Source organism: Vibrio comitans, from assembly GCA_024346835.1.
GTDB lineage: Bacteria > Pseudomonadota > Gammaproteobacteria > Enterobacterales > Vibrionaceae > Vibrio > Vibrio comitans.
This window is the reverse complement of record AP024866.1, coordinates 203,937-223,956: the sequence shown is the minus strand read 5'-3', so window position 1 is coordinate 223,956 and position 20,020 is coordinate 203,937. Positions and strand designations below refer to the sequence as shown.

General features: G+C 45.2%; 19 protein-coding genes and 9 tRNA genes. 12 read left to right on the top strand and 16 right to left on the bottom strand.

All coding sequences use genetic code 11. The features are described from left to right. Positions 1-287: 287 nt before the first annotated feature. The 10 genes from OCU46_RS01115 to orn all read right to left on the bottom strand — a co-directional run bounded on the left by OCU46_RS01115 (position 288) and on the right by orn (position 1,990). A tRNA-Gly gene (locus tag OCU46_RS01115) sits at positions 288-363 on the bottom strand. A 47-nt stretch (positions 364-410) separates the two neighbouring features. Beyond that, positions 411-487, bottom strand: a tRNA-Met gene (locus tag OCU46_RS01110). Positions 488-529: 42 nt separating this feature from the next. Further along, positions 530-605: transfer RNA gene (locus OCU46_RS01105), tRNA-Gly, on the bottom strand. Between the two features lie 47 nt (positions 606-652). Beyond that, positions 653-729, bottom strand: a tRNA-Met gene (locus OCU46_RS01100). A 42-nt stretch (positions 730-771) separates the two neighbouring features. Beyond that, a tRNA-Gly gene (locus OCU46_RS01095) sits at positions 772-847 on the bottom strand. Positions 848-894: 47 nt separating this feature from the next. Beyond that, a tRNA-Met gene (locus tag OCU46_RS01090) sits at positions 895-971 on the bottom strand. 42 nt (positions 972-1,013) lie between these two features. Next, positions 1,014-1,089: transfer RNA gene (locus OCU46_RS01085), tRNA-Gly, on the bottom strand. 47 nt (positions 1,090-1,136) lie between these two features. Then, positions 1,137-1,213, bottom strand: a tRNA-Met gene (locus tag OCU46_RS01080). 42 nt (positions 1,214-1,255) lie between these two features. Then, positions 1,256-1,331: transfer RNA gene (locus OCU46_RS01075), tRNA-Gly, on the bottom strand. A 113-nt stretch (positions 1,332-1,444) separates the two neighbouring features. Continuing rightward, entirely contained in the window at positions 1,445-1,990 is a 546-nt protein-coding gene (orn, locus tag OCU46_RS01070) for an oligoribonuclease (protein ID WP_017033086.1), read from the bottom strand. A 161-nt stretch (positions 1,991-2,151) separates the two neighbouring features. Between orn and rsgA the strand changes: the two genes are divergently transcribed. After that, a complete protein-coding gene (gene rsgA / locus OCU46_RS01065) occupies positions 2,152-3,207 on the top strand; it encodes a small ribosomal subunit biogenesis GTPase RsgA (protein ID WP_141272807.1) in 1,056 nt (351 codons plus the stop codon). Between the two features lie 70 nt (positions 3,208-3,277). Continuing rightward, on the top strand, positions 3,278-4,135 hold the full coding sequence (gene asd, locus OCU46_RS01060; RefSeq protein ID WP_141272814.1) for an archaetidylserine decarboxylase: 858 nt from the start codon (positions 3,278-3,280) through the stop codon (positions 4,133-4,135). 47 nt (positions 4,136-4,182) lie between these two features. Here asd and OCU46_RS01055 read toward each other — a convergent pair whose 3' ends face one another. Then, positions 4,183-4,827 (bottom strand): TetR/AcrR family transcriptional regulator, encoded by a 645-nt coding sequence (locus OCU46_RS01055; protein WP_141272805.1) that lies wholly within the window; start codon positions 4,825-4,827, stop codon positions 4,183-4,185. A gap of 96 nt (positions 4,828-4,923) precedes the next feature. Between OCU46_RS01055 and OCU46_RS01050 the strand changes: the two genes are divergently transcribed. The 5 genes from OCU46_RS01050 (at position 4,924) to OCU46_RS01030 (ending at position 9,801) form a co-directional block, all read left to right on the top strand. Continuing rightward, a complete protein-coding gene (locus OCU46_RS01050) occupies positions 4,924-5,826 on the top strand; it encodes a 1,4-dihydroxy-2-naphthoate polyprenyltransferase (RefSeq protein ID WP_141272803.1) in 903 nt (300 codons plus the stop codon). 87 nt (positions 5,827-5,913) lie between these two features. Beyond that, positions 5,914-6,426 (top strand): ribonuclease E activity regulator RraA, encoded by a 513-nt coding sequence (gene rraA, locus OCU46_RS01045; RefSeq protein ID WP_141272801.1) that lies wholly within the window; start codon positions 5,914-5,916, stop codon positions 6,424-6,426. 184 nt (positions 6,427-6,610) lie between these two features. Next, positions 6,611-8,026 (top strand): SLC13 family permease, encoded by a 1,416-nt coding sequence (locus OCU46_RS01040; protein WP_141272799.1) that lies wholly within the window; start codon positions 6,611-6,613, stop codon positions 8,024-8,026. Positions 8,027-8,112: 86 nt separating this feature from the next. Continuing rightward, complete coding sequence (locus tag OCU46_RS01035) at positions 8,113-8,835, top strand: glycerophosphodiester phosphodiesterase (RefSeq protein ID WP_141272797.1); 723 nt, start codon at positions 8,113-8,115, stop codon at positions 8,833-8,835. Between the two features lie 78 nt (positions 8,836-8,913). After that, complete coding sequence (locus tag OCU46_RS01030) at positions 8,914-9,801, top strand: DMT family transporter (RefSeq protein WP_141272795.1); 888 nt, start codon at positions 8,914-8,916, stop codon at positions 9,799-9,801. Between the two features lie 19 nt (positions 9,802-9,820). On the opposite strand, the gene epmA is transcribed toward OCU46_RS01030, so the two are convergent. Then, on the bottom strand, positions 9,821-10,795 hold the full coding sequence (epmA, locus tag OCU46_RS01025; RefSeq protein WP_141272793.1) for an elongation factor P--(R)-beta-lysine ligase: 975 nt from the start codon (positions 10,793-10,795) through the stop codon (positions 9,821-9,823). Positions 10,796-11,025: 230 nt separating this feature from the next. Here epmA and frdA point away from each other — a divergent pair, with 230 nt between their 5' ends. Genes frdA through frdD form a run of 4 tightly spaced genes read left to right on the top strand, consistent with a single transcriptional unit; the run spans position 11,026 to position 14,327 of the window. Beyond that, positions 11,026-12,834 (top strand): fumarate reductase (quinol) flavoprotein subunit, encoded by a 1,809-nt coding sequence (gene frdA / locus OCU46_RS01020; protein ID WP_141272792.1) that lies wholly within the window; start codon positions 11,026-11,028, stop codon positions 12,832-12,834. Then, the gene (locus OCU46_RS01015; RefSeq protein WP_141272790.1) at positions 12,834-13,571 is read left to right on the top strand and encodes a succinate dehydrogenase/fumarate reductase iron-sulfur subunit; all 738 of its coding nucleotides are present in this window, start codon (positions 12,834-12,836) and stop codon (positions 13,569-13,571) included. The genes frdA and OCU46_RS01015 overlap by 1 nt, the downstream gene beginning before the upstream one ends. Further along, positions 13,571-13,954, top strand: coding sequence for a fumarate reductase subunit FrdC (gene frdC / locus OCU46_RS01010; RefSeq protein WP_141272788.1), 384 nt, complete (start codon positions 13,571-13,573; stop codon positions 13,952-13,954). The genes OCU46_RS01015 and frdC overlap by 1 nt, the downstream gene beginning before the upstream one ends. 10 nt (positions 13,955-13,964) lie before the next feature. Then, complete coding sequence (gene frdD, locus OCU46_RS01005) at positions 13,965-14,327, top strand: fumarate reductase subunit FrdD (RefSeq protein WP_141272786.1); 363 nt, start codon at positions 13,965-13,967, stop codon at positions 14,325-14,327. A 76-nt stretch (positions 14,328-14,403) separates the two neighbouring features. On the opposite strand, the gene efp is transcribed toward frdD, so the two are convergent. Further along, positions 14,404-14,970, bottom strand: a complete 567-nt coding sequence (efp, locus tag OCU46_RS01000) for an elongation factor P (protein ID WP_141272784.1) — start codon at positions 14,968-14,970, stop codon at positions 14,404-14,406. A 33-nt stretch (positions 14,971-15,003) separates the two neighbouring features. Here efp and epmB point away from each other — a divergent pair, with 33 nt between their 5' ends. Then, positions 15,004-16,026 carry an EF-P beta-lysylation protein EpmB gene (epmB, locus tag OCU46_RS00995; RefSeq protein WP_141272782.1) on the top strand — a complete coding sequence of 341 codons (1,023 nt, stop codon included), beginning with the start codon at positions 15,004-15,006 and terminating at the stop codon, positions 16,024-16,026. Positions 16,027-16,077: 51 nt separating this feature from the next. Here the strand turns inward: epmB and OCU46_RS00990 are convergent, their stop codons facing one another. The 3 genes from OCU46_RS00990 to OCU46_RS00980 all read right to left on the bottom strand — a co-directional run bounded on the left by OCU46_RS00990 (position 16,078) and on the right by OCU46_RS00980 (position 19,959). Next, positions 16,078-16,641, bottom strand: a complete 564-nt coding sequence (locus OCU46_RS00990; RefSeq protein WP_141272780.1) for a VC2662 family protein — start codon at positions 16,639-16,641, stop codon at positions 16,078-16,080. Positions 16,642-16,833: 192 nt separating this feature from the next. Next, the gene (locus OCU46_RS00985; RefSeq protein ID WP_141272778.1) at positions 16,834-18,417 is read right to left on the bottom strand and encodes an ABC-F family ATPase; all 1,584 of its coding nucleotides are present in this window, start codon (positions 18,415-18,417) and stop codon (positions 16,834-16,836) included. 105 nt (positions 18,418-18,522) lie between these two features. Next, entirely contained in the window at positions 18,523-19,959 is a 1,437-nt protein-coding gene (locus tag OCU46_RS00980; RefSeq protein ID WP_141272776.1) for an ATP-binding cassette domain-containing protein, read from the bottom strand. Between the last annotated feature and the right edge of the window lie 61 nt (positions 19,960-20,020).

Sequence of the window (20,020 nt, the reverse complement as noted above, 5' to 3'; positions counted from 1 at the left end):
TGACAAAAGATCCACTGAATTCATTTGCTAAAATTTTTATCAACCAAGTTATCCACAGATATGGTTTTGTGGATAAGTCTGTGAGTTAATTCTTAATGGAGTGTAATAATGGGCGTTTCACAGAGATTGTGAAAAGTTATAGATAAAGGATAAAGAGCTGGGTAATACTAATGTAGAGAGAGGGGTATTTTGGTCAAACATTCCAAAAATTGGAACGACTCGACCAGATGCCCTATTCCGGGTGAGACACGAGGTTTCTCGTGTTTCGATCAATCATTCCAAAAATTTGGAGCGACACACGAGGTTCGAACTCGTGACCTCAACCTTGGCAAGGTTGCGCTCTACCAACTGAGCTAGTGTCGCGTTCCATTGACTGCATGAAGGACAAGCCATTCACACTGTCTAGAAAGTGGTTGCGGGGGCCGGATTTGAACCGACGACCTTCGGGTTATGAGCCCGACGAGCTACCAAGCTGCTCCACCCCGCGTCCGAATTGTGTCACCGTTAAGTACGATGAAAACTTTTTATTTGGAGCGACACACGAGGTTCGAACTCGTGACCTCAACCTTGGCAAGGTTGCGCTCTACCAACTGAGCTAGTGTCGCATTCCTTTGACTGCATGAAGAACAAGCCATTCACACTGTCTAGAAAGTGGTTGCGGGGGCCGGATTTGAACCGACGACCTTCGGGTTATGAGCCCGACGAGCTACCAAGCTGCTCCACCCCGCGTCCGAATTGTGTCACCGTTAAGTACGATGAAAACTTTTTATTTGGAGCGACACACGAGGTTCGAACTCGTGACCTCAACCTTGGCAAGGTTGCGCTCTACCAACTGAGCTAGTGTCGCATTCCGTTGACTGCATGAAGGACAAGCCATCCACACTGTCTAGAAAGTGGTTGCGGGGGCCGGATTTGAACCGACGACCTTCGGGTTATGAGCCCGACGAGCTACCAAGCTGCTCCACCCCGCGTCCGAATTGTGTCACCGTTAAGTACGATGAAAACTTTTTATTTGGAGCGACACACGAGGTTCGAACTCGTGACCTCAACCTTGGCAAGGTTGCGCTCTACCAACTGAGCTAGTGTCGCATTCCGTTGACTGCATGAAGGACAAGCCATCCACACTGTCTAGAAAGTGGTTGCGGGGGCCGGATTTGAACCGACGACCTTCGGGTTATGAGCCCGACGAGCTACCAAGCTGCTCCACCCCGCGTCCGAATTGTGTCACCGTTAAGTACGATGAAAACTTTTTATTTGGAGCGACACACGAGGTTCGAACTCGTGACCTCAACCTTGGCAAGGTTGCGCTCTACCAACTGAGCTAGTGTCGCATCATAAACGTCTTTGTGCCGTTTAGGGATGCGAATTATAAGAGGTTATTTTTGTGATGCAAGCCTTAATTCTGATTTTTTTTATCTCAGTGCTTTAACTGAATAAAAAAACATCAGATCTTCATGATTGTATCTCTGTAATAACGAAGTTCAGCGATTGACTCTCGAATATCATCTAGCGCTAAATGTACACCTTTCTTAGTAAATCCATCCAATACTTCAGGTTTCCATCGACGAGTGAGTTCTTTGAGCGTACTCACGTCAACATAACGATAGTGAAAGTATTGTTCTAACTCTGGCATATGTTTATACAAAAAGCGTCTGTCTTGACCAATGCTATTACCACAAATAGGTGAAGCTCCCTTCGGCACCCACTTTTCAAGGAACTCTATCGTCAGAGCAACGGCTTTATCTTCATCGATATCACTGTTCTGAACTCTCTCTACCAAGCCACTATTGGTATGGGTGTTAGTGCACCAATCGTCCATCTTAGCCAACTCAGACTCTGGCTGGTGAATTGCAATAACAGGCCCTTCAGCAAGAATGTTTAATTCACTATCAGTAACGATAGATGCTATTTCGATAACTTTATGTGTCTCTGGATCCAAGCCTGTCATTTCAAGATCGACCCAAATTAAATTTTTATCGTTCAACGCCATGAATGAAATTGCCTATTATTGTTGTGAAAGAATGAAATCTCAGTGGACTGACTAAATGGCTACATAAAAGCAAGCAGTGATCGCTTAGTCTCGCATCTTGAGGTCAATTGGGTATATCATACTCCTCAATTATAGAAAGCCAACTGGACACTAGATAATACATGGCTAAAAAGAAGAAGCTAACCAAAGGACAAGTACGTCGAGTACGCGGAAATCAAAAGAAGCGACTGGAACAAGACAAAACTGTTCAATGGGATGAGCAAATGCTTGGTGAAACCAAGAAGGGCTTAGTAATCACTCGATTTGGGCAGCATGCTGATATTGAGGATATTGAGACTGGAGAGATTCATCGCTGCAACTTACGCCGTGGTATTGAAAGCTTAGTCTCCGGTGACCGGGTGTTATGGCGAATTGGCCTTGAATCTATGGCGGGTATCTCTGGTGTTGTAGAAGCAGTAGAGCCAAGAACTTCAATGCTCACTAGACCCGACTACTATGATGGCCTTAAACCAGTTGCTGCCAACGTAGAGCAAATGGTCATTGTCTCTTCCGTGCTGCCTGAACTTTCTTTGTCTATTATCGACCGATACCTGATTGCGTCAGAAACCCTAAACATAGCACCATTATTAGTACTTAATAAGATTGATTTAACTACTCCAGAACAACTTGCTGAGCTCAAGAAACAGTTAACGATCTACAGCAATATCGGCTACAAGGTTTTATTGGTGAGTAAAGAGTCTGGCGAAGGCATTCCAGAGTTAGAAGCTGAGCTTGCGGGTAAGATCAATATCTTTGTCGGTCAATCTGGTGTAGGGAAATCGAGCTTAGTTAATGCATTAATGCCAGAACTAGAAGTAGAAGAAGGCGTTATCTCAGAGAACTCAGGGTTAGGTCAGCACACCACAACGGCAGCACGACTATACCACTTCCCAGCAGGTGGCGATCTTATCGATTCACCAGGAGTGCGTGAGTTTGGTCTGTGGCACTTAGAAGCAGATGAAGTCACCACAGCTTTCGTTGAATTCAGAGAGTTCCTTGGTCTATGTAAATTTAGGGATTGTAAGCATGCCGATGACCCTGGTTGCGCCATTCAGCAAGCAATTATCGACGGTAAAATTCACCCTAACCGATTTGAGAACTACCAGAAGATCATTGAAAGCATGGTCGAAATGAAAGCCAACCGTCAGTACTCGAAAAACAAGAAACTAGATCAGTAGTATATTTAGACAAACGATGCCAGTTTGAGTAACATTCTGGCCCAATTTAGGAATAACGGACCTTATTGTGATTGATAAAATCAAAGTCGGTGCCCAATACTGGATGCCACAACACGGCCTAACGCGCCTGGTTGGAAAGCTTGCATCTGCGAAACTTGGCGGGGTTACCACGTCGATCATTCGCGGCTTCATCAAGCAATACAAGATTAACATGGACGAAGCGCTGCACTCAGATCCTGCGCACTTCGAAACCTTTAACGATTTTTTCGTGCGCGAACTGAAGCCAGGAATTCGCCCTGTTGTTGAAGACGACTCGGTTATCACACATCCAGCAGATGCTTGTGTGAGTCAATTTGGTCCAATCGAAGATGGTAAGCTCATTCAAGCAAAGAAACACAGCTACTCAGCTCGTGAATTGCTTGGTGGCGATCTCAACCTTGCTGAAAGCTTTGCTGACGGTAATTTTGCTACGCTTTACCTATCGCCTAGCGACTACCACCGCGTGCATATGCCTTGCGATGGCACATTAAGACAAATGATCTATGTTCCTGGTGACCTGTTTTCGGTAAACCCGCTAACTGCTGAGAATGTAGAGAATCTATTTGCCCGTAACGAGCGTGTAGTATGTATCTTTGATACTGAATTTGGCCCAATGGCACAGGTTCTTGTCGGCGCTACCATAGTCGGTAGTATTGAGCTAATTTGGGCTGGCACCGTTACACCTCCTCGTGGAAACACTGTCTATCGTTGGGATTATCCTGCGGATGGAGAGAAAGCTATCCACATTAAGAAAGGTGAAGAGATGGGTCGCTTTAAGCTAGGTTCAACAGTGATCAACCTGTTCCCTAAAGATGCCATTGAGTTTGACGACAGCATGCAACTTGAAGCTGTTACTCGACTGGGCACAGCTTACGCTCACAAGCGCTAATAGCGAGCACTTGCAACACAGTAAAAAGGAGCCTTAGGCTCCTTTTTTTATTCCTCAGTGGCACAGCTCATTTGCAAGCCTTCCTCAAGCAAGAGTAGCTGTTCTCTACCTAGTTGAGTGGCCATAGGTTTTACCATGGCCAAGATCTGCAACATACCCTGCATAATCATAGCCTCTGTGACTTTTTGGTTAGCATTCATTGCCGATTGATAACCGAGCCAGCCCGTAGCAATAAAATGCAAATTAGTAACTAATCTTGGCATATCCTGAGGATCGACCTCGATGAGATCGAGAGTAAGAAATGACTGTACGATAGCGACTAGATTCACCCTTAGTTTTTCTTGAACTTCCAAATAGGCATGATGTAATTGAGTATCGCGACTCACAATATCGGCTAAATTGGCATAGAAAAACCGGTACTTCCACATTAGAGAAAAGGTCGAATTTACATAGTGTTTTAACAACACTAAGCTCTCACCTTGACTTTCATAGGGACGAAACCTATCCAACAGCTCGGAGGTATAGTCCTCAAAAATAGCTCGGATTATCTCTTGTTTGTTGGAGTAATGGTAATAGAGGTTTCCGGGGCTGATGCCAAGATGTGCAGCAATATGATTGGTGGTAACGTTGCGCTCACCTTGTTGATTGAACAACTCCAGCGCGCCTTGCACAATTCTCTGCTTTGTTTTCATTAAGCGACTCAATACCCTAGGTCATTGTTAATTAGATCGAAATAGAAAAGAGTTTTGCTATACTCAAGCACTCTTACTGTAACGTAAAAAGCTATTATTACTTTGTCTGTATCTCATTGGCTATCTGCCGCTAGACCCAAAACATTGCCCTTGGCTTTAACTTCTATCGTAACTGGAAGTTGCCTAGCCTATACCCACCAGCAGTTTTCGTGGGGTGTCAGCATTCTGGCTCTACTCACCGCAACCCTTCTACAAATATTATCAAACCTTGCCAATGATTATGGTGATGCTCAACAAGGAACCGATAATCAAGATCGACTTGGCCCTACGAGAGCGATTCAGTCGGGCGAGATAACGGCGAAACAGATGAAAAATGCAATGGTGCTGTGCTCACTGATGAGTCTAGCAGCGGGTCTGGCGCTAATTCTAACATCTTTAACCACTATGGTGGATATCGGTATCTTCCTCGGTTTAGGTGTCCTCGCAATATTTTGTGCTATCGCCTACACGGTAGGGAAAAAACCTTATGGTTATATTGGTTTAGGGGACCTATCTGTCTATGTATTCTTTGGATTGTTAGGTGTAGGTGGGACTTTTTACCTGCATGCCAACACTATCTCTGCCGATCTCTTTTTGCCTGCTACCGCTACCGGTTTACTTGCTGTAGCGGTGCTCAATGTCAATAACATGCGAGATATTGATAACGACCGTGCATTTGGTAAAACTACAATGGCTGTGCGCATGGGATTAGCTATGGCCAAGCACTATCACGCATTTATTGTCTTAACTGCATGGCTGGCTTATTTTATCTTCGTACTCAATAATCATTTTAGCCCTATCAGCTTGCTTTTGACCGGTTTGATTTTGCTTCCAAGCTTATTGCATTTGCGTTCACTTAACCGCGCAACTGACAGTTTAGCCATCGCTCCACTGATGGCTGGAGTAGTAAAACTTGCACTAATTGCTAACTTATTATTTTCTTTAGCTATTATTGTTTAATTAAAAAGTTAACTTGCATCAACTTTCAATTACGGTTGCAGGATATACTCGAGCGTAAGAATACTAACTTAAAAGGTGACTCTGATTATGGAATACAACACTTCAGCCCTGTGTGACGTCTACTTAGATCAGGTTGATGTCGTAGAGCCAATGTTTAGCAATTTTGGTGGTAGTGCGTCATTCGCAGGTCAGGTAACCACCATCAAATGCTTTGAGGACAATGGACTGATTCGCTCTGTTCTCGAACAAGATGGGCAAGGTCGAGTATTGCTTATTGATGGCGGAGGTTCACTTCGACGAGCCTTGATTGATGCTGAGATAGCTTCTCTCGCTGAGGAAAATGAATGGGAAGGTCTTGTTGTTTATGGCTCAGTACGTGAAGTTGATGAGCTCGAGGATATGAACATTGGTATCCAAGCCCTAGCATCTATACCTGTCGGGGCAAGCCAAACGGATGTCGGTGAACTTGATGTTCCGGTTAATTTCGGTGGTGTGAGTTTCTTGCCCGAGGACTACTTGTATGCAGACAATACCGGCATTATTTTGTCACAGGAGCCTCTAGACACCAATTTTGAGATTGACGACGAAGAAGAAGCCTAACCTTCTTCCTGCCAAATTGAGTTACATTTAGAAGCAGAACGTGAAATTCGTTCTGCTTTTTTTTGATTAAAAGCAAAATAATCTCGAATAAATTTTATCATTTCAAAAAAAATTGCATGACATCCAAACACTTGCAATAACTTTTCGATAATCTGCATGTTCCATGTAGAGAGGAAGTGATGGAATGGACAAAGAAAATTCGAGCCAGGTAATTAAGTTAGCATTCTGCATCCTTATACCTATTCTAATATTGATGATGCCAAGCAGTTGGATCCCAATTAACGATCTTACTGTGGTTCAACATCGACTGTTGGCTATCTTCATCATGTCCGCCCTACTCTGGGTATTAGAGCCCGTTCCCGTTTTTGCTACTTCCATACTGATCATTACCCTAGAGCTTATTTTCTTATCCGATAAGGGATTGAACGTTCTCATCGTTGATCACGCCAATGAAGCCTTTGGCACTCTAATTCCCTATACGGACATACTGGGATCTTTCTCTTCACCCATCATCATATTGTTTATGGGCGGGTTTGCTTTAGCTATTGCCGCTTCTAAGTACCAACTAGATAACAACCTAGCTCGAGTTCTATTGAAGCCATTTGGCACTCAACCTCGATACATCATGCTTGGCTTAATGCTGATTACCGCCGTGTTCTCCATGTTTATGTCGAATACCGCAACCACGGTAATGATGCTGGCACTACTCGGCCCTATCGTGGCATCGGCTAAGCCAGGCGATTTGGGTATCAAGGCTTTAGTTCTGTGTATTCCTATCGCTGCTAATACCGGGGGTATCGCCACGCCAATTGGTACTCCGCCTAACGCCATTGCCTTGCAGTACCTTACTGGTGAGAACAGTATCGACTTTCTAAGTTGGATGATGTTTGGCCTGCCGTTTGTGATCGTACAATTAGCGATTGCTTGGCTGTTACTACAAAAATTATTCCCATCATCAGAAGATAAAATGGTGCTGTCGCTCGAGGGGGAGTTCTTAAAGTCTTGGAAGGCAATCGTTGTTTACATCACCTTTGCACTCACCATTGTGCTGTGGATGACCACCAAGCTTCACGGAATGAACACTTACGTCGTTTCAGTGATCCCTCTGGCGATATTTACACTTACTGGCATCATGGGCAAAGCCGAAATCAAACAGATTAACTGGGACGTTCTATGGTTGGTTGCCGGTGGTATCGCAATTGGACTAGCTCTAGATAAGACAGGCCTAGCCAAAGGGTTAGCTCATTCTATTGATTATCAGAGCCTATCCCCTGTTGCTGTAGTACTCACGCTGTCCATCATCTGCTGGTTAATGGCAAACTTTATGTCCAATACCGCAACCGCCAACTTATTAATGCCGATTGCTGCGGCAATTGGTGCGTCCATGCCTAGCCTAGCCGCGACTGGAGGATTACAAGGTCTACTGATAGTCGTCGCATTCTCAGCATCACTAGGCATGATCCTACCTGTTTCAACGCCACCGAATTCATTGGCTTACTCCACTGGACTTATTGAGAGTAAGGACATGGCGAAAACAGGCATTATCCTTGGCATCGTCGGCCTAGCACTCGTCTACGTTGCTATGTTTATCCTAACCTAAAAGGAGTGCCAAGCTTTAATACCAACCACACTAAGTAAGTGAACAGTTATTTAGGACGATTGGTATAACTTAACTAGGGAGATGTTATGTTTGTTGTTGCCCATAGAGGAACAAGAGAAACCCACCCAGAGAATACGTTGCTCGCCTTTGAGAACGCATTAGAGGGTGGAACAAAAGCTATCGAATTAGACATCCATCAACATCAAGGAGAGTTCTGGGTTATTCACGATAGCTGGGTCAATCGCACTACTGATGGCGCGGGGCCACTCAATTGGTTTTCAGCTAAGGGCTTAAAAGAACTCGATGCTGGTGAAGGTGAGCAGATTCCAACTCTCAGAGAAACACTGCATCACCTATCTGGTCGTTGTGCTTTAAACATTGAGCTAAAGGGGCTAGATGACATAGCGACGCTACTCACTCATCTCGACTATGCCGTCAATGAGTGTGGCTTCAATCACAGTCAGATATTGGTGTCATCCTTCAATCATCACTGGTTGGCAGAGCTAAACCGCCAGCGCTCCGAGCTGAAGCTTGCGGCATTAACTGCCAGTAAACCAATCGGGCTGTGTCAATTTGCCCAAGAGCTCAATGCGTACAGTGTCAATATCGACCTGCATGTTATCGATGGTGAAATGGTTGATGATGCAAAGAAACGCGGACTCAAAGTTTACGTGTATACGGTAAACCGCCAAGAAGACTGGCAACGCTTAAAAACCATGGGAGTGGACGGTATTTTCTGCGATGTTCCCAACGAGGCAGTGAAGTACTTCGCCTCAACCACGACTCAAAGCCGAGTCTGGCCTGAGTAACACCTTTCAATCGAGGGTTTCTAATCCTCACAATATGGTGCATATTGAGGGTATCTATCAAAAACCTCAATGTGCACCATGGGATACGAATGGTTGGCCCTTGCCGCGGCCTTCTTATGGGCGATATCTAGCCTAATTTCAGTCAAACCTGCTCGCCATCTTGGCCCCTTTGCTTACAGTCGTTGGCGGATGGGGTGTACCGCAATTATGTTATCCAGTATGGCAGCTATTACTGGAGGTTGGGCAACCGTTGGTGCAGAGCATATGACGCTAATGATGCTCTCAGGCCTGATTGGTATTTTCATTGGTGATACTGCCCTTTTTGCCTGCATGAATAGAATGGGGCCGCGACAAGCGGGTCTTCTATTTTCTTGTCACGCCGTGTTTTCAGCGGTACTCGGATATTGGCTTTTTAGTGAGACCTGGAGTGGTATCGAACTTCTAGGGGCGCTGTTGGTATTTGCTGGCGTTGTTATCGCGATCTTCTTTGGCCGAAAACAATCAGGGAAGCATGATTGGGAGTCGTTACAAGGGAAAATGGCGGTGGGGATCAGCATAGGTCTGCTGTCTGGACTTTGCCAAGCTCTAGGCGGCATCATTGCTAAGCCAGTAATGCAAACCAGTATCGACCCTGTGGCAGCGTCGGCCATTAGAATGATTACGGCGTTTGTGGCGCATTCACTGTTTTTATTTAGTGGTGCCAAACTGGCCAAAGCGAAACAAGCCATCAACTTGAAGATACTTGCGATCACAGCCTTAAATGGATTCTTAGCCATGGCTGTAGGTATGACTCTGATACTATACGCACTGCAAGAAGGCAACGTGGGTATGGTGGCGCTGCTCTCTTCCACTACACCGATTATGGTGCTTCCTCTGCTTTGGTTTATCACCAAACAACGACCAAGTCGCTACGCGTGGTATGGCGCAATCTTGGCCGTTGTCGGCACGGGATTAATCGTTAGCTGACGGTTTATCGTTGTCAGTTTTAGGCTCTGGGAAATGGAAACGCAGTAATTTCATCAATATGGGATTGTTTGCAGGCCAGCATAATTAATCTGTCGATACCTAAAGCAACCCCTGAGCATTGCGGCAATCCATGGCGCAGTGCCTCAATCAGATGATAATCAATCGGTTGAGAAGGTAGCCCCGTTTGCATGCGCTTCTCATTATCTTGTTCAAAGCGGCGCAACTGCTCTTCTGCATCATCCAACTCGTGAAAGCCGTTTGCCAACTCAATGCCCTTAAAGTAAACCTCAAAGCGATCGGCTACCCGGCTGTCATTTGGGTTTATCTTCGCTAATGCGGCTTGCGAGGCAGGGAAGTCATAGACAAATGCTGGAGCCTGTTGTCCTATTTTAGGTTCGACACCAATACTAAATAGCAGTTGTAATAACGTATCTCGGTCTGTCTCTGATTCTGCAATGTCTGATAGCCCTAGAGTTCCGGCGACGGCTTTCAATTCATTCATATTGCCCTGTAATGGGCACACGCCTAATACATCAATAAAAGCCTGCTGATAGGTCATACGCTCAGCCGACTCACATGACAGTACAAGCTGCAATAATTGGTCCATCTCATCCATCAAGTCATGGTGATCAAATCCTACTCTATACCACTCCAAGAGCGTAAATTCTGGATTATGGTAACGACCCGCTTCTTCGTTCCTAAATGCTTTTGCTATCTGATAAATACAACCGCTACCAGAAGCCAATAAACGCTTCATGTGAAACTCAGGGCTGGTCATGAAAAAGAGCTTTCTTCCATCTGCATACCCAGGACCAATAAATTCCGTTTGAAAGGTGTGCAAATGAATATCGGTCACAGTGGCATGGCTCATTGCCGGAGTGTCCACTTCCAATACATTGCGCTCAACAAAAAACTGCCTGATATGAGCGATGAGCTCTGCTCTTCTTTTTAAAGAAGATAAGTCTGCAGATGGCTGCCAGTTGAAAGTACTCATAGTATTTCCTGTGAAATGAATTGAATAAGTTTCGTAGATTCAGATGCTTATTTTGACATGATAATGATCACAGTCCCCGTTCTTTTTAGCTTTTTTCACCTGAATCGGCATCAAAAAACTAGGTAAATCAATTTTTTCGCAACACGCATCCCATACAATGGAGCGTAGCATTTCTTAAGAAACTTAAAATCACGAGCAGGATAACCTGCCTAACACTCTGGAGGATAACTGTGAAAATACTACACACAGATATCGCGGTCATCGGCGCAGGGGGTGCCGGTCTTCGAACTGCTATCGCAGCAGCTGAAGCGAACCCTGATTTGGAAGTTGCTTTAATTTCCAAGGTTTATCCAATGCGCTCACACACTGTAGCGGCAGAAGGTGGCTCTGCTGCCGTCGTTAAAGAAGAGGATAGCTTAGACAATCACTTCAACGATACCGTTGGTGGTGGTGACTGGCTTTGCGAACAAGATGTTGTTGAGTTCTTTGTAGAGAATTCGACGCGCGAAATGATCCAGATGGAACAATGGGGCTGCCCGTGGAGCCGCAAAGAAAACGGTGAAGTAAACGTACGCCGCTTTGGTGGTATGAAGGTTGAGCGAACTTGGTTTGCTGCAGATAAAACCGGATTCCACATGCTACATACTCTATTCCAAACCTCAATAAAGTACCCGCAAATCAAACGCTTCGATGAGTACTTTGTTGTTGACCTACTTGTAGTCGAAGGTGAAGTTCAAGGCCTAGTTGCTATTCACATGGCAGAAGGCGAGCTAGTGACTATCAAGGCTAAATCTGTTGTTCTCGCAACCGGTGGTGCTGGTCGTGTCTATCATACGAATACCAATGGTGGCATCGTAACGGGCGACGGCATGGCCATGGCATACCGCCACGGCGTACCACTGCGTGATATGGAGTTCGTTCAATATCACCCAACAGGTCTTCCTGGTACTGGCATCCTGATGACCGAAGGTTGTCGTGGTGAAGGCGGTATCATAGTCAACAAAGATGGCTACCGTTACCTGCAAGACTACGGTATGGGCCCTGAAACACCAGTAGGCCAACCTAAAAACAAATATATGGAGCTTGGCCCTCGCGATAAAGTATCGCAAGCATTCTGGCACGAGCAGCAAAAAGGCAACACCATCAAACATCCACTGGGGGATGTTGTGCATCTTGATCTTCGCCACTTGGGCGAGGAGTACCTGCAAGAGCGTCTGCCATTTATCTGTGAGCTTTCTAAAGCCTACGTCAACGTAGACCCTGCTAAAGAACCAATCCCTATTCGACCAACAGTTCACTACACCATGGGTGGTATTGAAACAAACCCGAAATGCGAAACTCGTATCAAGGGTCTATTTGCCGTTGGTGAGTGTGCGTCTGTGGGCTTGCACGGTGCAAACCGTCTTGGCTCAAATTCACTGGCTGAGTTTGTGGTATTTGGTCGTGTGGCTGGTGAAGAAGCCGTTAAGCGTGCTAGCGAATTCCAAGGCTGGGACGATGATGCTATTCAGGCTCAAGTTGAACTTGTTGAAGCTCGCATTCAAGCTCTGATGACTCAAGATGGCGATGAAAACTGGGCTACTATTCGCACAGAAATGGGACATGCAATGGAATCTGGCTGTGGTATCTACCGTAGTGAAGATCTCATGCAAGAAACCATCGACAAGCTTTCTGAGCTAAAAGAGCGTTACAAGAAAATCAGCATCAAGGACAAGGGCAAGGTATTCAATACTGACCTTCTGTACGCCATTGAGGTGGGCTACGGCCTGGAAGTAGCCGAAGCTATGGCTCACTCTGCTTTGTTACGTAAAGAGTCTCGTGGTGCCCACCAGCGTCTAGATGAAGGTTGTACTGAGCGAGATGATGAGAACTTCTTAAAACACTCACTTGCCTACTACACGCCTCAGAGTGCACCGAGTATTGACTACAGCTCTGTGACCATTACCAAATCGCAACCAAAAGCTCGCCTGTACGGCGCGGCGGCTGAAGAAGCTGCAGCGGCAGAGAAAGCGGCGAATAACGCGGAGGAGCAACAGTAATGCCAGCTCGTATTCAAAAAGTAGACATTCTCCGTTACGACCCTGAGAAAGACTCAGAACCGTATTTTCAAACCTTCGAGGTGCCATTTGATGAAACCATGTCAGTGCTTGATGCTCTGGGCTACATCAAAGATCATCTAGATAAAGATCTCTCGTATCGCTGGTCTTGCCGAATGGCAATCTGTGGCTCATGTGGAATCATGGTTAATCAGGTGCCGAAACTTGCTTGTAAGACCTTCCTACGTGATTACCCAGATGGCTTAAAGATTGAAGCTTTGGCTAACTTCCCAATCGAAAAAGACTTAATTGTCGACATGACGCCATTCATTGAGCGCCTTGAAGCAATCAAGCCTTACATCATTGGCAATGACCGTACGCCAGAAGACGGTACTAACATTCAAACCCCAGAGCAAATGGCTCGCTACAAGCAATTTGCCGCGTGCATCAACTGCGGTCTTTGTTACGCAGCTTGTCCTCAGTTTGGATTAAACCCTGACTTCTTAGGTCCTGCAGCTCTTACTCTCGCTCATCGCTACAACTTAGATAGCCGTGACAATGGTAAACAAGAGCGTATGGAGCTAATTAATGGTGACAACGGCGCTTGGGGCTGTACTTTCGTCGGTTACTGCTCTGAAGTTTGTCCGAAGAGCGTTGATCCAGCGGGCGCAGTAAACCAAGGCAAGATTGAATCTTCAAAAGATTTTGTCATCGCAATGTTGAAGCCGGAGGATGTGTAATGAGTAATCGTAAACCTTATGTTCGCGAGATGAAGCGCACATGGTGGAAAGATCACTCTTTCTACCGCTTCTACATGCTGCGAGAAGCGACAGTTCTACCTTTGATTCTGTTCACCCTATTCATTACCTTTGGATTGGGAGCTTTGGTTAAAGGGCCGGATTCTTGGGCAACATGGCTGGAGTTCATGAGCCACCCTATCGTTATTTTAATCAATATCTTAGCATTAGCCGGCAGTCTGTTTCATGCTCATACCTTCTTTAATATGATGCCTCAGGTTATGCCAATGCGCTTCAAGGGTAAGGCGATAGACAAGAAAACCATCGTACTTGCTCAGTGGGCTGCTGTAGCGTTTATTTCTCTCGTTGTTCTCATCATTGTATAAGGAGTCGAATGTGATTAATCGAAACCCTAAGCGTTCAGACGAACCCGTATGGTGGGGACTATTTGGTGCCGGTGGTTCATGGTTTGCCATGATCACCCCAGTAACCGTATTTGTTTTAGGTATCTTAGTGCCACTAGGCATCATTGATGCTGAAGCTATGAGCTATGAGCGAGTCTCTAGCTTCGTTACCACTATTATTGGCGGTCTATTCGTAATTGGTACCATTGCGTTCCCTATGTGGCATGCAATGCACCGTCTACACCATGGAATGCACGACCTTAAGCTACACACAGGTGTTGCTGGTAAAGTTGCAGTTTACTTCACTGCTGCCTTCCTAAGTGGATTGGCTGTTGTGTTCGTATTCATGATTTAAGGCTAGACATAAATAAACAAAAGGCCGCTGTTCTATGAACCGCGGCCTTTCTTTTTTTATGCTTTGTAATCAGTGATTACTTTACACGACCAACGTATTCGCCAGAACGTGTATCACACTTAACTACTTCACCAATTTGGATGAATAGAGGTACGCGAACTACTGCACCTGTAGACAGTGTAGCTGGTTTACCGCCAGTACCTTGAGTATCACCCTTTAGACCTGGGTCAGTTTCAACAACCTCTAGCTCTACAAAGTTTGGTGGAGTTACAGCGATTGGGTTACCGTTCCACAATGTGATCATACAAGTGTTGTTTTCTACCAACCACTTAGCATTTTCACCTACTGCTTTTTCATCAGCAGCGATTTGTTCAAATGTCTCGTTGTTCATAAAGTGGTAGAATTCACCGTCTGAATATAGATAATCTAGGTCGATATCCAGTACGTCAGCTAACTCTACAGATTCACCAGACTTAAATGTCTTTTCTAAAACTTTACCAGAGATTAGTTTACGTACTTTAACGCGGTTGAACGCTTGGCCTTTACCTGGCTTAACATATTCGTTTTCTAGGATAGTGCACGGCTCGCTATCGAGCATGAACTTTAAACCGCCCTTGAATTCATTGGTACTTACAGTAGCCATTTTTTCCTCTTTAGATTCTTAGAGTAAGTTTTAATGCCGCATATAATAACCCAAAAAGCCGTATCTGTTGAACAAAACTGGTTACAACAACTGGCGAATGGGATCTCAGATCCAGCTGAACTGCTCTCAATGCTAGCAATTGACCCTCAACATTATGCTGATGGTTTCGCAGCGCGCAAACTTTTTGCTCAGCGAGTGCCTCTAAGCTTTGTCGAGAGAATGGAAAAAGGCAATCCCAATGACCCGCTTTTACTGCAAGTTTTGCCTATAGCTGAAGAGTTTGCACAGGTAGATGGGTTTACCACCGATCCCCTCGAAGAGCAGGACAATCAGCAGCCGAGCTTACTGCACAAATACAAGAACCGAGTGCTACTTATTCTCAAGGGAAGTTGCGCCATTAACTGCCGCTACTGCTTTCGCCGCCACTTTCCCTATTCAGAAAACAAGGGCTCTAAGTCCGTCTGGCAACAAAACCTCGACTATATAGCTCAACATCCAGAGATCAATGAAGTGATCTTATCGGGTGGCGACCCGTTAATGGCTAAAGACCATGAGTTGCAATGGCTTGTGCAAGAGATAGAGAAGATTGAGCATATACGCACATTGCGAATACACTCTCGATTACCCGTTGTAATTCCTAGCAGAATCACCGACGCACTGTGCACAATGCTAAAGGAAACCCGACTGAACACAGTATTAGTGACTCACCTTAATCATCCCAACGAGATCAACGCAGAATTCGCTACTGCTATGTCTAGGTTGAAGCTAAGTGGTGTCACCCTACTCAATCAAGGGGTTATGCTGAAAGGGGTGAATGACGATGTATTGATACTGAAAAGACTAAGCGAGCAACTCTTTAGCGTCGGTATTCTGCCCTACTATATGCATGTTTTGGACAAGGTGCAGGGCGCTGCACACTTTTACATAAGTGATGAAAAAGCAAAGGCATTGATGGCAGGGTTAATGAAAGAGGTCTCTGGTTATCTGGTGCCATCCTTGACCCGAGAGATTGGCGGTAGGGACAGCAAAACCCCTCTTGATCTGCACCTTGAATGATCAAAAATGCCCTGATGGATGCTTCCATCAGGGCATTGATTCTAATCCTAGTTACTTAGCAAAGTTAACGATTGGGAAACACTTCAAAAAGCCATTGCTTGCACAGTTGATAATACCGATCTGCACACCGTCAATCTTCTCAGTCATGTTGAAGAAACCTAGCTGGAAGTTTGAGCTTTCTGAAATACTTGCAAATGCGACATCAGCAACTGTGTGCCCTGTTGCGTAGTTTACTGCCGCTAGGTTCAAACCTTTCACATCGTTAGTGATGTTCACAGTACCGGCATTGACGCCCGTCGTATTGCCCATATTCCAGTTAAAAACCCCCAAAGATACCCCCGTCATTTGTTGGTTTACTTTTGACGCCCCCAAGAACAAACCAAAGTTAACGCCTGTTGTTGAATCTGTCTCTGATAAGCCAAGCAATGGGAAATCCACCCCTTTTACCTGCTGCACTTTACCGTGTAATACAGCTAGACGAACGCCGCCCACTGCATTTGAATCTGGCGCATTAAAGCCATTGAGCGAAGAAAACATTACTGGAGAACTTTCAGCTAGTGCCACCGGAGATGCCACTGCTGCTGCCACTGCTAATACTGATAATAGTTTTTTCATTATAAAATCCATCTCTTATTTTTTCCGACATACACCCTAGCTTTGAGTCGCCGAAAGGTGCTACTTCGATAAGCATAAGACATAGAGGGTAAACAACAAGCAAACCATAGATTTTTTGTATGTTTATCATTAATTTAAAAAAAAGCCCCTGCATTTCTGCAGGGGCTCATTAAATAAGAAAACCAGTTCGTTTTAGTCGCGAGCTTTCAAGAACTCAGCATAGGTGCCACGGAAGTCGTTGATCTTACCGTCTTTAATCTCGAGGATACGCGTTGCCAAAGAGTCTACAAATACACGGTCATGAGAAACGAAGAACAAGGTGCCTTTGTAGTTCTCAAGCGCCAAGTTCAATGACTCAATGGATTCCATATCCATGTGGTTAGTTGGTTCATCCATAAGTAGGATGTTTGGTTTATGCATCATGATCTTACCAAGAAGCATACGACCTTGCTCACCACCAGAGAGTACTTTAACAGACTTCTTAATGTCGTCTTGACCAAATAGCATACGACCAAGGAAGCTGCGCACTACCTGCTCGTCGTCGCCTTCTTGACGCCACTGTGCCATCCAGTCAAATACTTTAAGGTCTTGTTCGAAGTCATGGGCATGGTCTTGGGCATAGTAGCCAATGTTCGAATTTTCAGACCATTTGTACTCACCAGAACGTGGAGCGATTGAACCCGCTAGAGTATTCAATAGTGTGGTTTTACCCACGCCGTTCTCACCAATAATGGCAACACGCTCACCCACTTCAAAGATAGCGTTGAAGTTGTTATATAGATCTTCTTCAAAGCCTTGAGTTAGGTTTTCAACAACCAATGCATTACGGAATAACTCTTTTGATTGCTCAAAACGAATGAATGGGCTTTGACGGCTAGAAGCTTTCACTTCATCCAATTCAATCTTATCGATTTGTTTCGCACGAGAGGTCGCTTGCTTCGCTTTAGATGCGTTAGCAGAGAAACGAGAAACAAAGGTTTGAAGCTCAGCAATTTGTGCTTTCTTCTTTGCATTATCAGACAACAGACGCTCACGTGCTTGTGTTGCCGCCGTCATGTATTCATCGTAGTTGCCAGGGTATAGGCGCATTTCGCCGTAATCCAAGTCAGCCATATGGGTACATACAGAGTTTAAGAAGTGGCGGTCGTGCGAGATGATGATCATGGTGCAGTTGCGCTGATTTAGCGTCTCTTCCAACCAACGGATAGTATCCATATCCAAGTTGTTGGTAGGCTCATCAAGAAGCATGATATGCGGGTCAGCGAAAAGGACTTGAGCAAGAAGCACACGCAGTTTCCAACCCGGAGCAACTTCGCTCATCAAGCCGAAGTGTTGCTCTTCTGGGATACCTACAGCAAGCAACAACTCGCCCGCTTTAGCTTCCGCCATGTAACCGTCCATTTCTGCGAACTCAACCTCTAGGTCGGCCACTTTCATGCCATCTTCTTCACTCATTTCAGCCATTGAGTAGATGCGGTCACGCTCTTGTTTTACTGCCCACAGTTCTTTGTAGCCCATGATCACTGTATCGATTACAGTAAATTCTTCATAAGCAAACTGGTCCTGATTTAGCTTTGCTACACGCTCGTTCGGATCGTAACTCACGTTACCACCAGAAGGCTCAAGCTCACCGCTTAAGATCTTCATGAACGTGGACTTACCACAACCATTTGCTCCGATCAGACCGTAGCGATTACCTTCGCCAAATTTAACCGAGATGTTTTCAAATAGTGGCTTAGCACCAAATTGTTGAGTGATATTAGCTGTGGAAATCAAAGCAGGCCCTTATGCATTAAATATTTAACCGCGCAAAGGTACTCGTTTGCGGGAAAAATAGCCAGTAAAGTTTGACCTAGTGCACACATTTATCGGCTTTAATGACTAGCTAATGACCAAACGATGACCTTCTGACTGAGGTTCAAAATCAATAAAGTGCTCAATGGCATCTAATGCATCTTCAGCATAATGGGTCACATACAATAACTGGCTCAGATTCGTTTTAGCGATTCGATTCAATACGAACAAAACCAACTTTCGGTTAATGTAGTCTAGGCCTTGATAGGGTTCATCAAGCACTAGTAATGCAGGCTGTTTTATCAAAGATCGGCCGATCAGCAACAAGCGCTGCTGCCCATAATCGAGACTCTTAAAACCTATTTTTTCGAACTCACTCATCTCAAGTACTTTAAGCCACTGCTGGGCCACTTGTATCTGCTTTTTGCTAGGCTGCTCATACAAACCAATGCTATCAAAGAAGCCTGAAAGCAAAACATCAAGAGAGCTGCAATTCACTCGATACTGCAAATGCAGTGCTGACGAGACAATACCAATCTGCTTCTTTATGTCCCAAATACTCTCGCCCGAACCTCGCTTCATCCCCAATACGGTAATATCATTGCTATAGCATTGAGGGTGGTCTCCCATGATCAATCCCAGTAAGGTGCTCTTTCCGCATCCGTTGGGACCACGTATTTGCCAGTGCTGCCCCACCTTAGCCTGCCAAGTGAAGTCTTTGAAGATCAAGCCATCAAGGTACTCTACCTTAACGTCTTTCATGTCCACTAAGGGGTCAGGTAAAGACTGCTGTTGATGATGGGACTCCATGAGTTCATACACCCCACCGCTCTTTTGCAACGAGAGTTTCTTGATGTGCTGTTTTATCGGATGGTTATGCCACTCGTCTAGGGTCATGGTTTGCGTTAGGGATTGATGATCGAATAAAGCAACATGAGTAATACAGGCAGGCAACTCATCTTCTCGAGAAGTAATTACGATTAATTGCATCTGCTTAGCACATTCATTAAGTAATTGACTCAATGCGAGCCGATGCTCGATATCTAAACCGGAATAGGGCTCATCCAATATTAGAAGTTGTGGTTTTGTCACTAGAGCCCTTGCAAGCATCACTCGTCTGGTTTCGCCGGTAGACAGTTGACGAAACTGACGCTGACGCAGTGAGCCTAGATCTGTCTGCTGTATAACTTCTTCCAGTTCGGCCTCCGAGCAACCCATTTCAAGAACAAGCTGCTCTACCGCCGTTCCGTAATCGATGCTGTCTTGAAAGTCGGTTTCGTCTTTAGCGATCTCTTGTTCAAGCAAGTGCTGCTGCTGCAACAAAGATACGCACGCAATGCGCTGTGGGACATTAGCAATACTTCCTGAGGTAGGCTGCAATTCTCCACTGAGAAGCTGCACAATCAAGGCCGAACACTGACTTTGTGAGGAGAATATTCCCCAGTGTTGACCCTGCTCAATCTGCCAGTCTGATACAGATAACTCAGCCATTCCTTGCTTGTATTTCAGTTTGTCTATACGCATCGCTCTTCCCTAACTACCTGAATAAAAACAGTGTGCAAGAAAAGCCAGTGGATGCCTAGAT

What these genes read in the sequence shown, in the direction of transcription:
- epmA (WP_141272793.1), bottom strand. Translation starts at nt 10,795, where the DNA reads ATGAGTACTTTCAACTGGCAGCCATCTGCAGACTTATCTTCTTTAAAA.
- OCU46_RS01035 (WP_141272797.1), top strand. Translation starts at nt 8,113, where the DNA reads ATGTTTGTTGTTGCCCATAGAGGAACAAGAGAAACCCACCCAGAGAAT.
- rsgA (WP_141272807.1), top strand. Translation starts at nt 2,152, where the DNA reads ATGGCTAAAAAGAAGAAGCTAACCAAAGGACAAGTACGTCGAGTACGC.
- OCU46_RS01055 (WP_141272805.1), bottom strand. Translation starts at nt 4,827, where the DNA reads ATGAAAACAAAGCAGAGAATTGTGCAAGGCGCGCTGGAGTTGTTCAAT.
- OCU46_RS01030 (WP_141272795.1), top strand. Translation starts at nt 8,914, where the DNA reads ATGGGATACGAATGGTTGGCCCTTGCCGCGGCCTTCTTATGGGCGATA.
- OCU46_RS01040 (WP_141272799.1), top strand. Translation starts at nt 6,611, where the DNA reads ATGGACAAAGAAAATTCGAGCCAGGTAATTAAGTTAGCATTCTGCATC.
- efp (WP_141272784.1), bottom strand. Translation starts at nt 14,970, where the DNA reads ATGGCTACTGTAAGTACCAATGAATTCAAGGGCGGTTTAAAGTTCATG.
- orn (WP_017033086.1), bottom strand. Translation starts at nt 1,990, where the DNA reads ATGGCGTTGAACGATAAAAATTTAATTTGGGTCGATCTTGAAATGACA.
- OCU46_RS00980 (WP_141272776.1), bottom strand. Translation starts at nt 19,959, where the DNA reads ATGCGTATAGACAAACTGAAATACAAGCAAGGAATGGCTGAGTTATCT.
- epmB (WP_141272782.1), top strand. Translation starts at nt 15,004, where the DNA reads ATGCCGCATATAATAACCCAAAAAGCCGTATCTGTTGAACAAAACTGG.
- OCU46_RS01015 (WP_141272790.1), top strand. Translation starts at nt 12,834, where the DNA reads ATGCCAGCTCGTATTCAAAAAGTAGACATTCTCCGTTACGACCCTGAG.
- frdC (WP_141272788.1), top strand. Translation starts at nt 13,571, where the DNA reads ATGAGTAATCGTAAACCTTATGTTCGCGAGATGAAGCGCACATGGTGG.
- OCU46_RS00990 (WP_141272780.1), bottom strand. Translation starts at nt 16,641, where the DNA reads ATGAAAAAACTATTATCAGTATTAGCAGTGGCAGCAGCAGTGGCATCT.
- rraA (WP_141272801.1), top strand. Translation starts at nt 5,914, where the DNA reads ATGGAATACAACACTTCAGCCCTGTGTGACGTCTACTTAGATCAGGTT.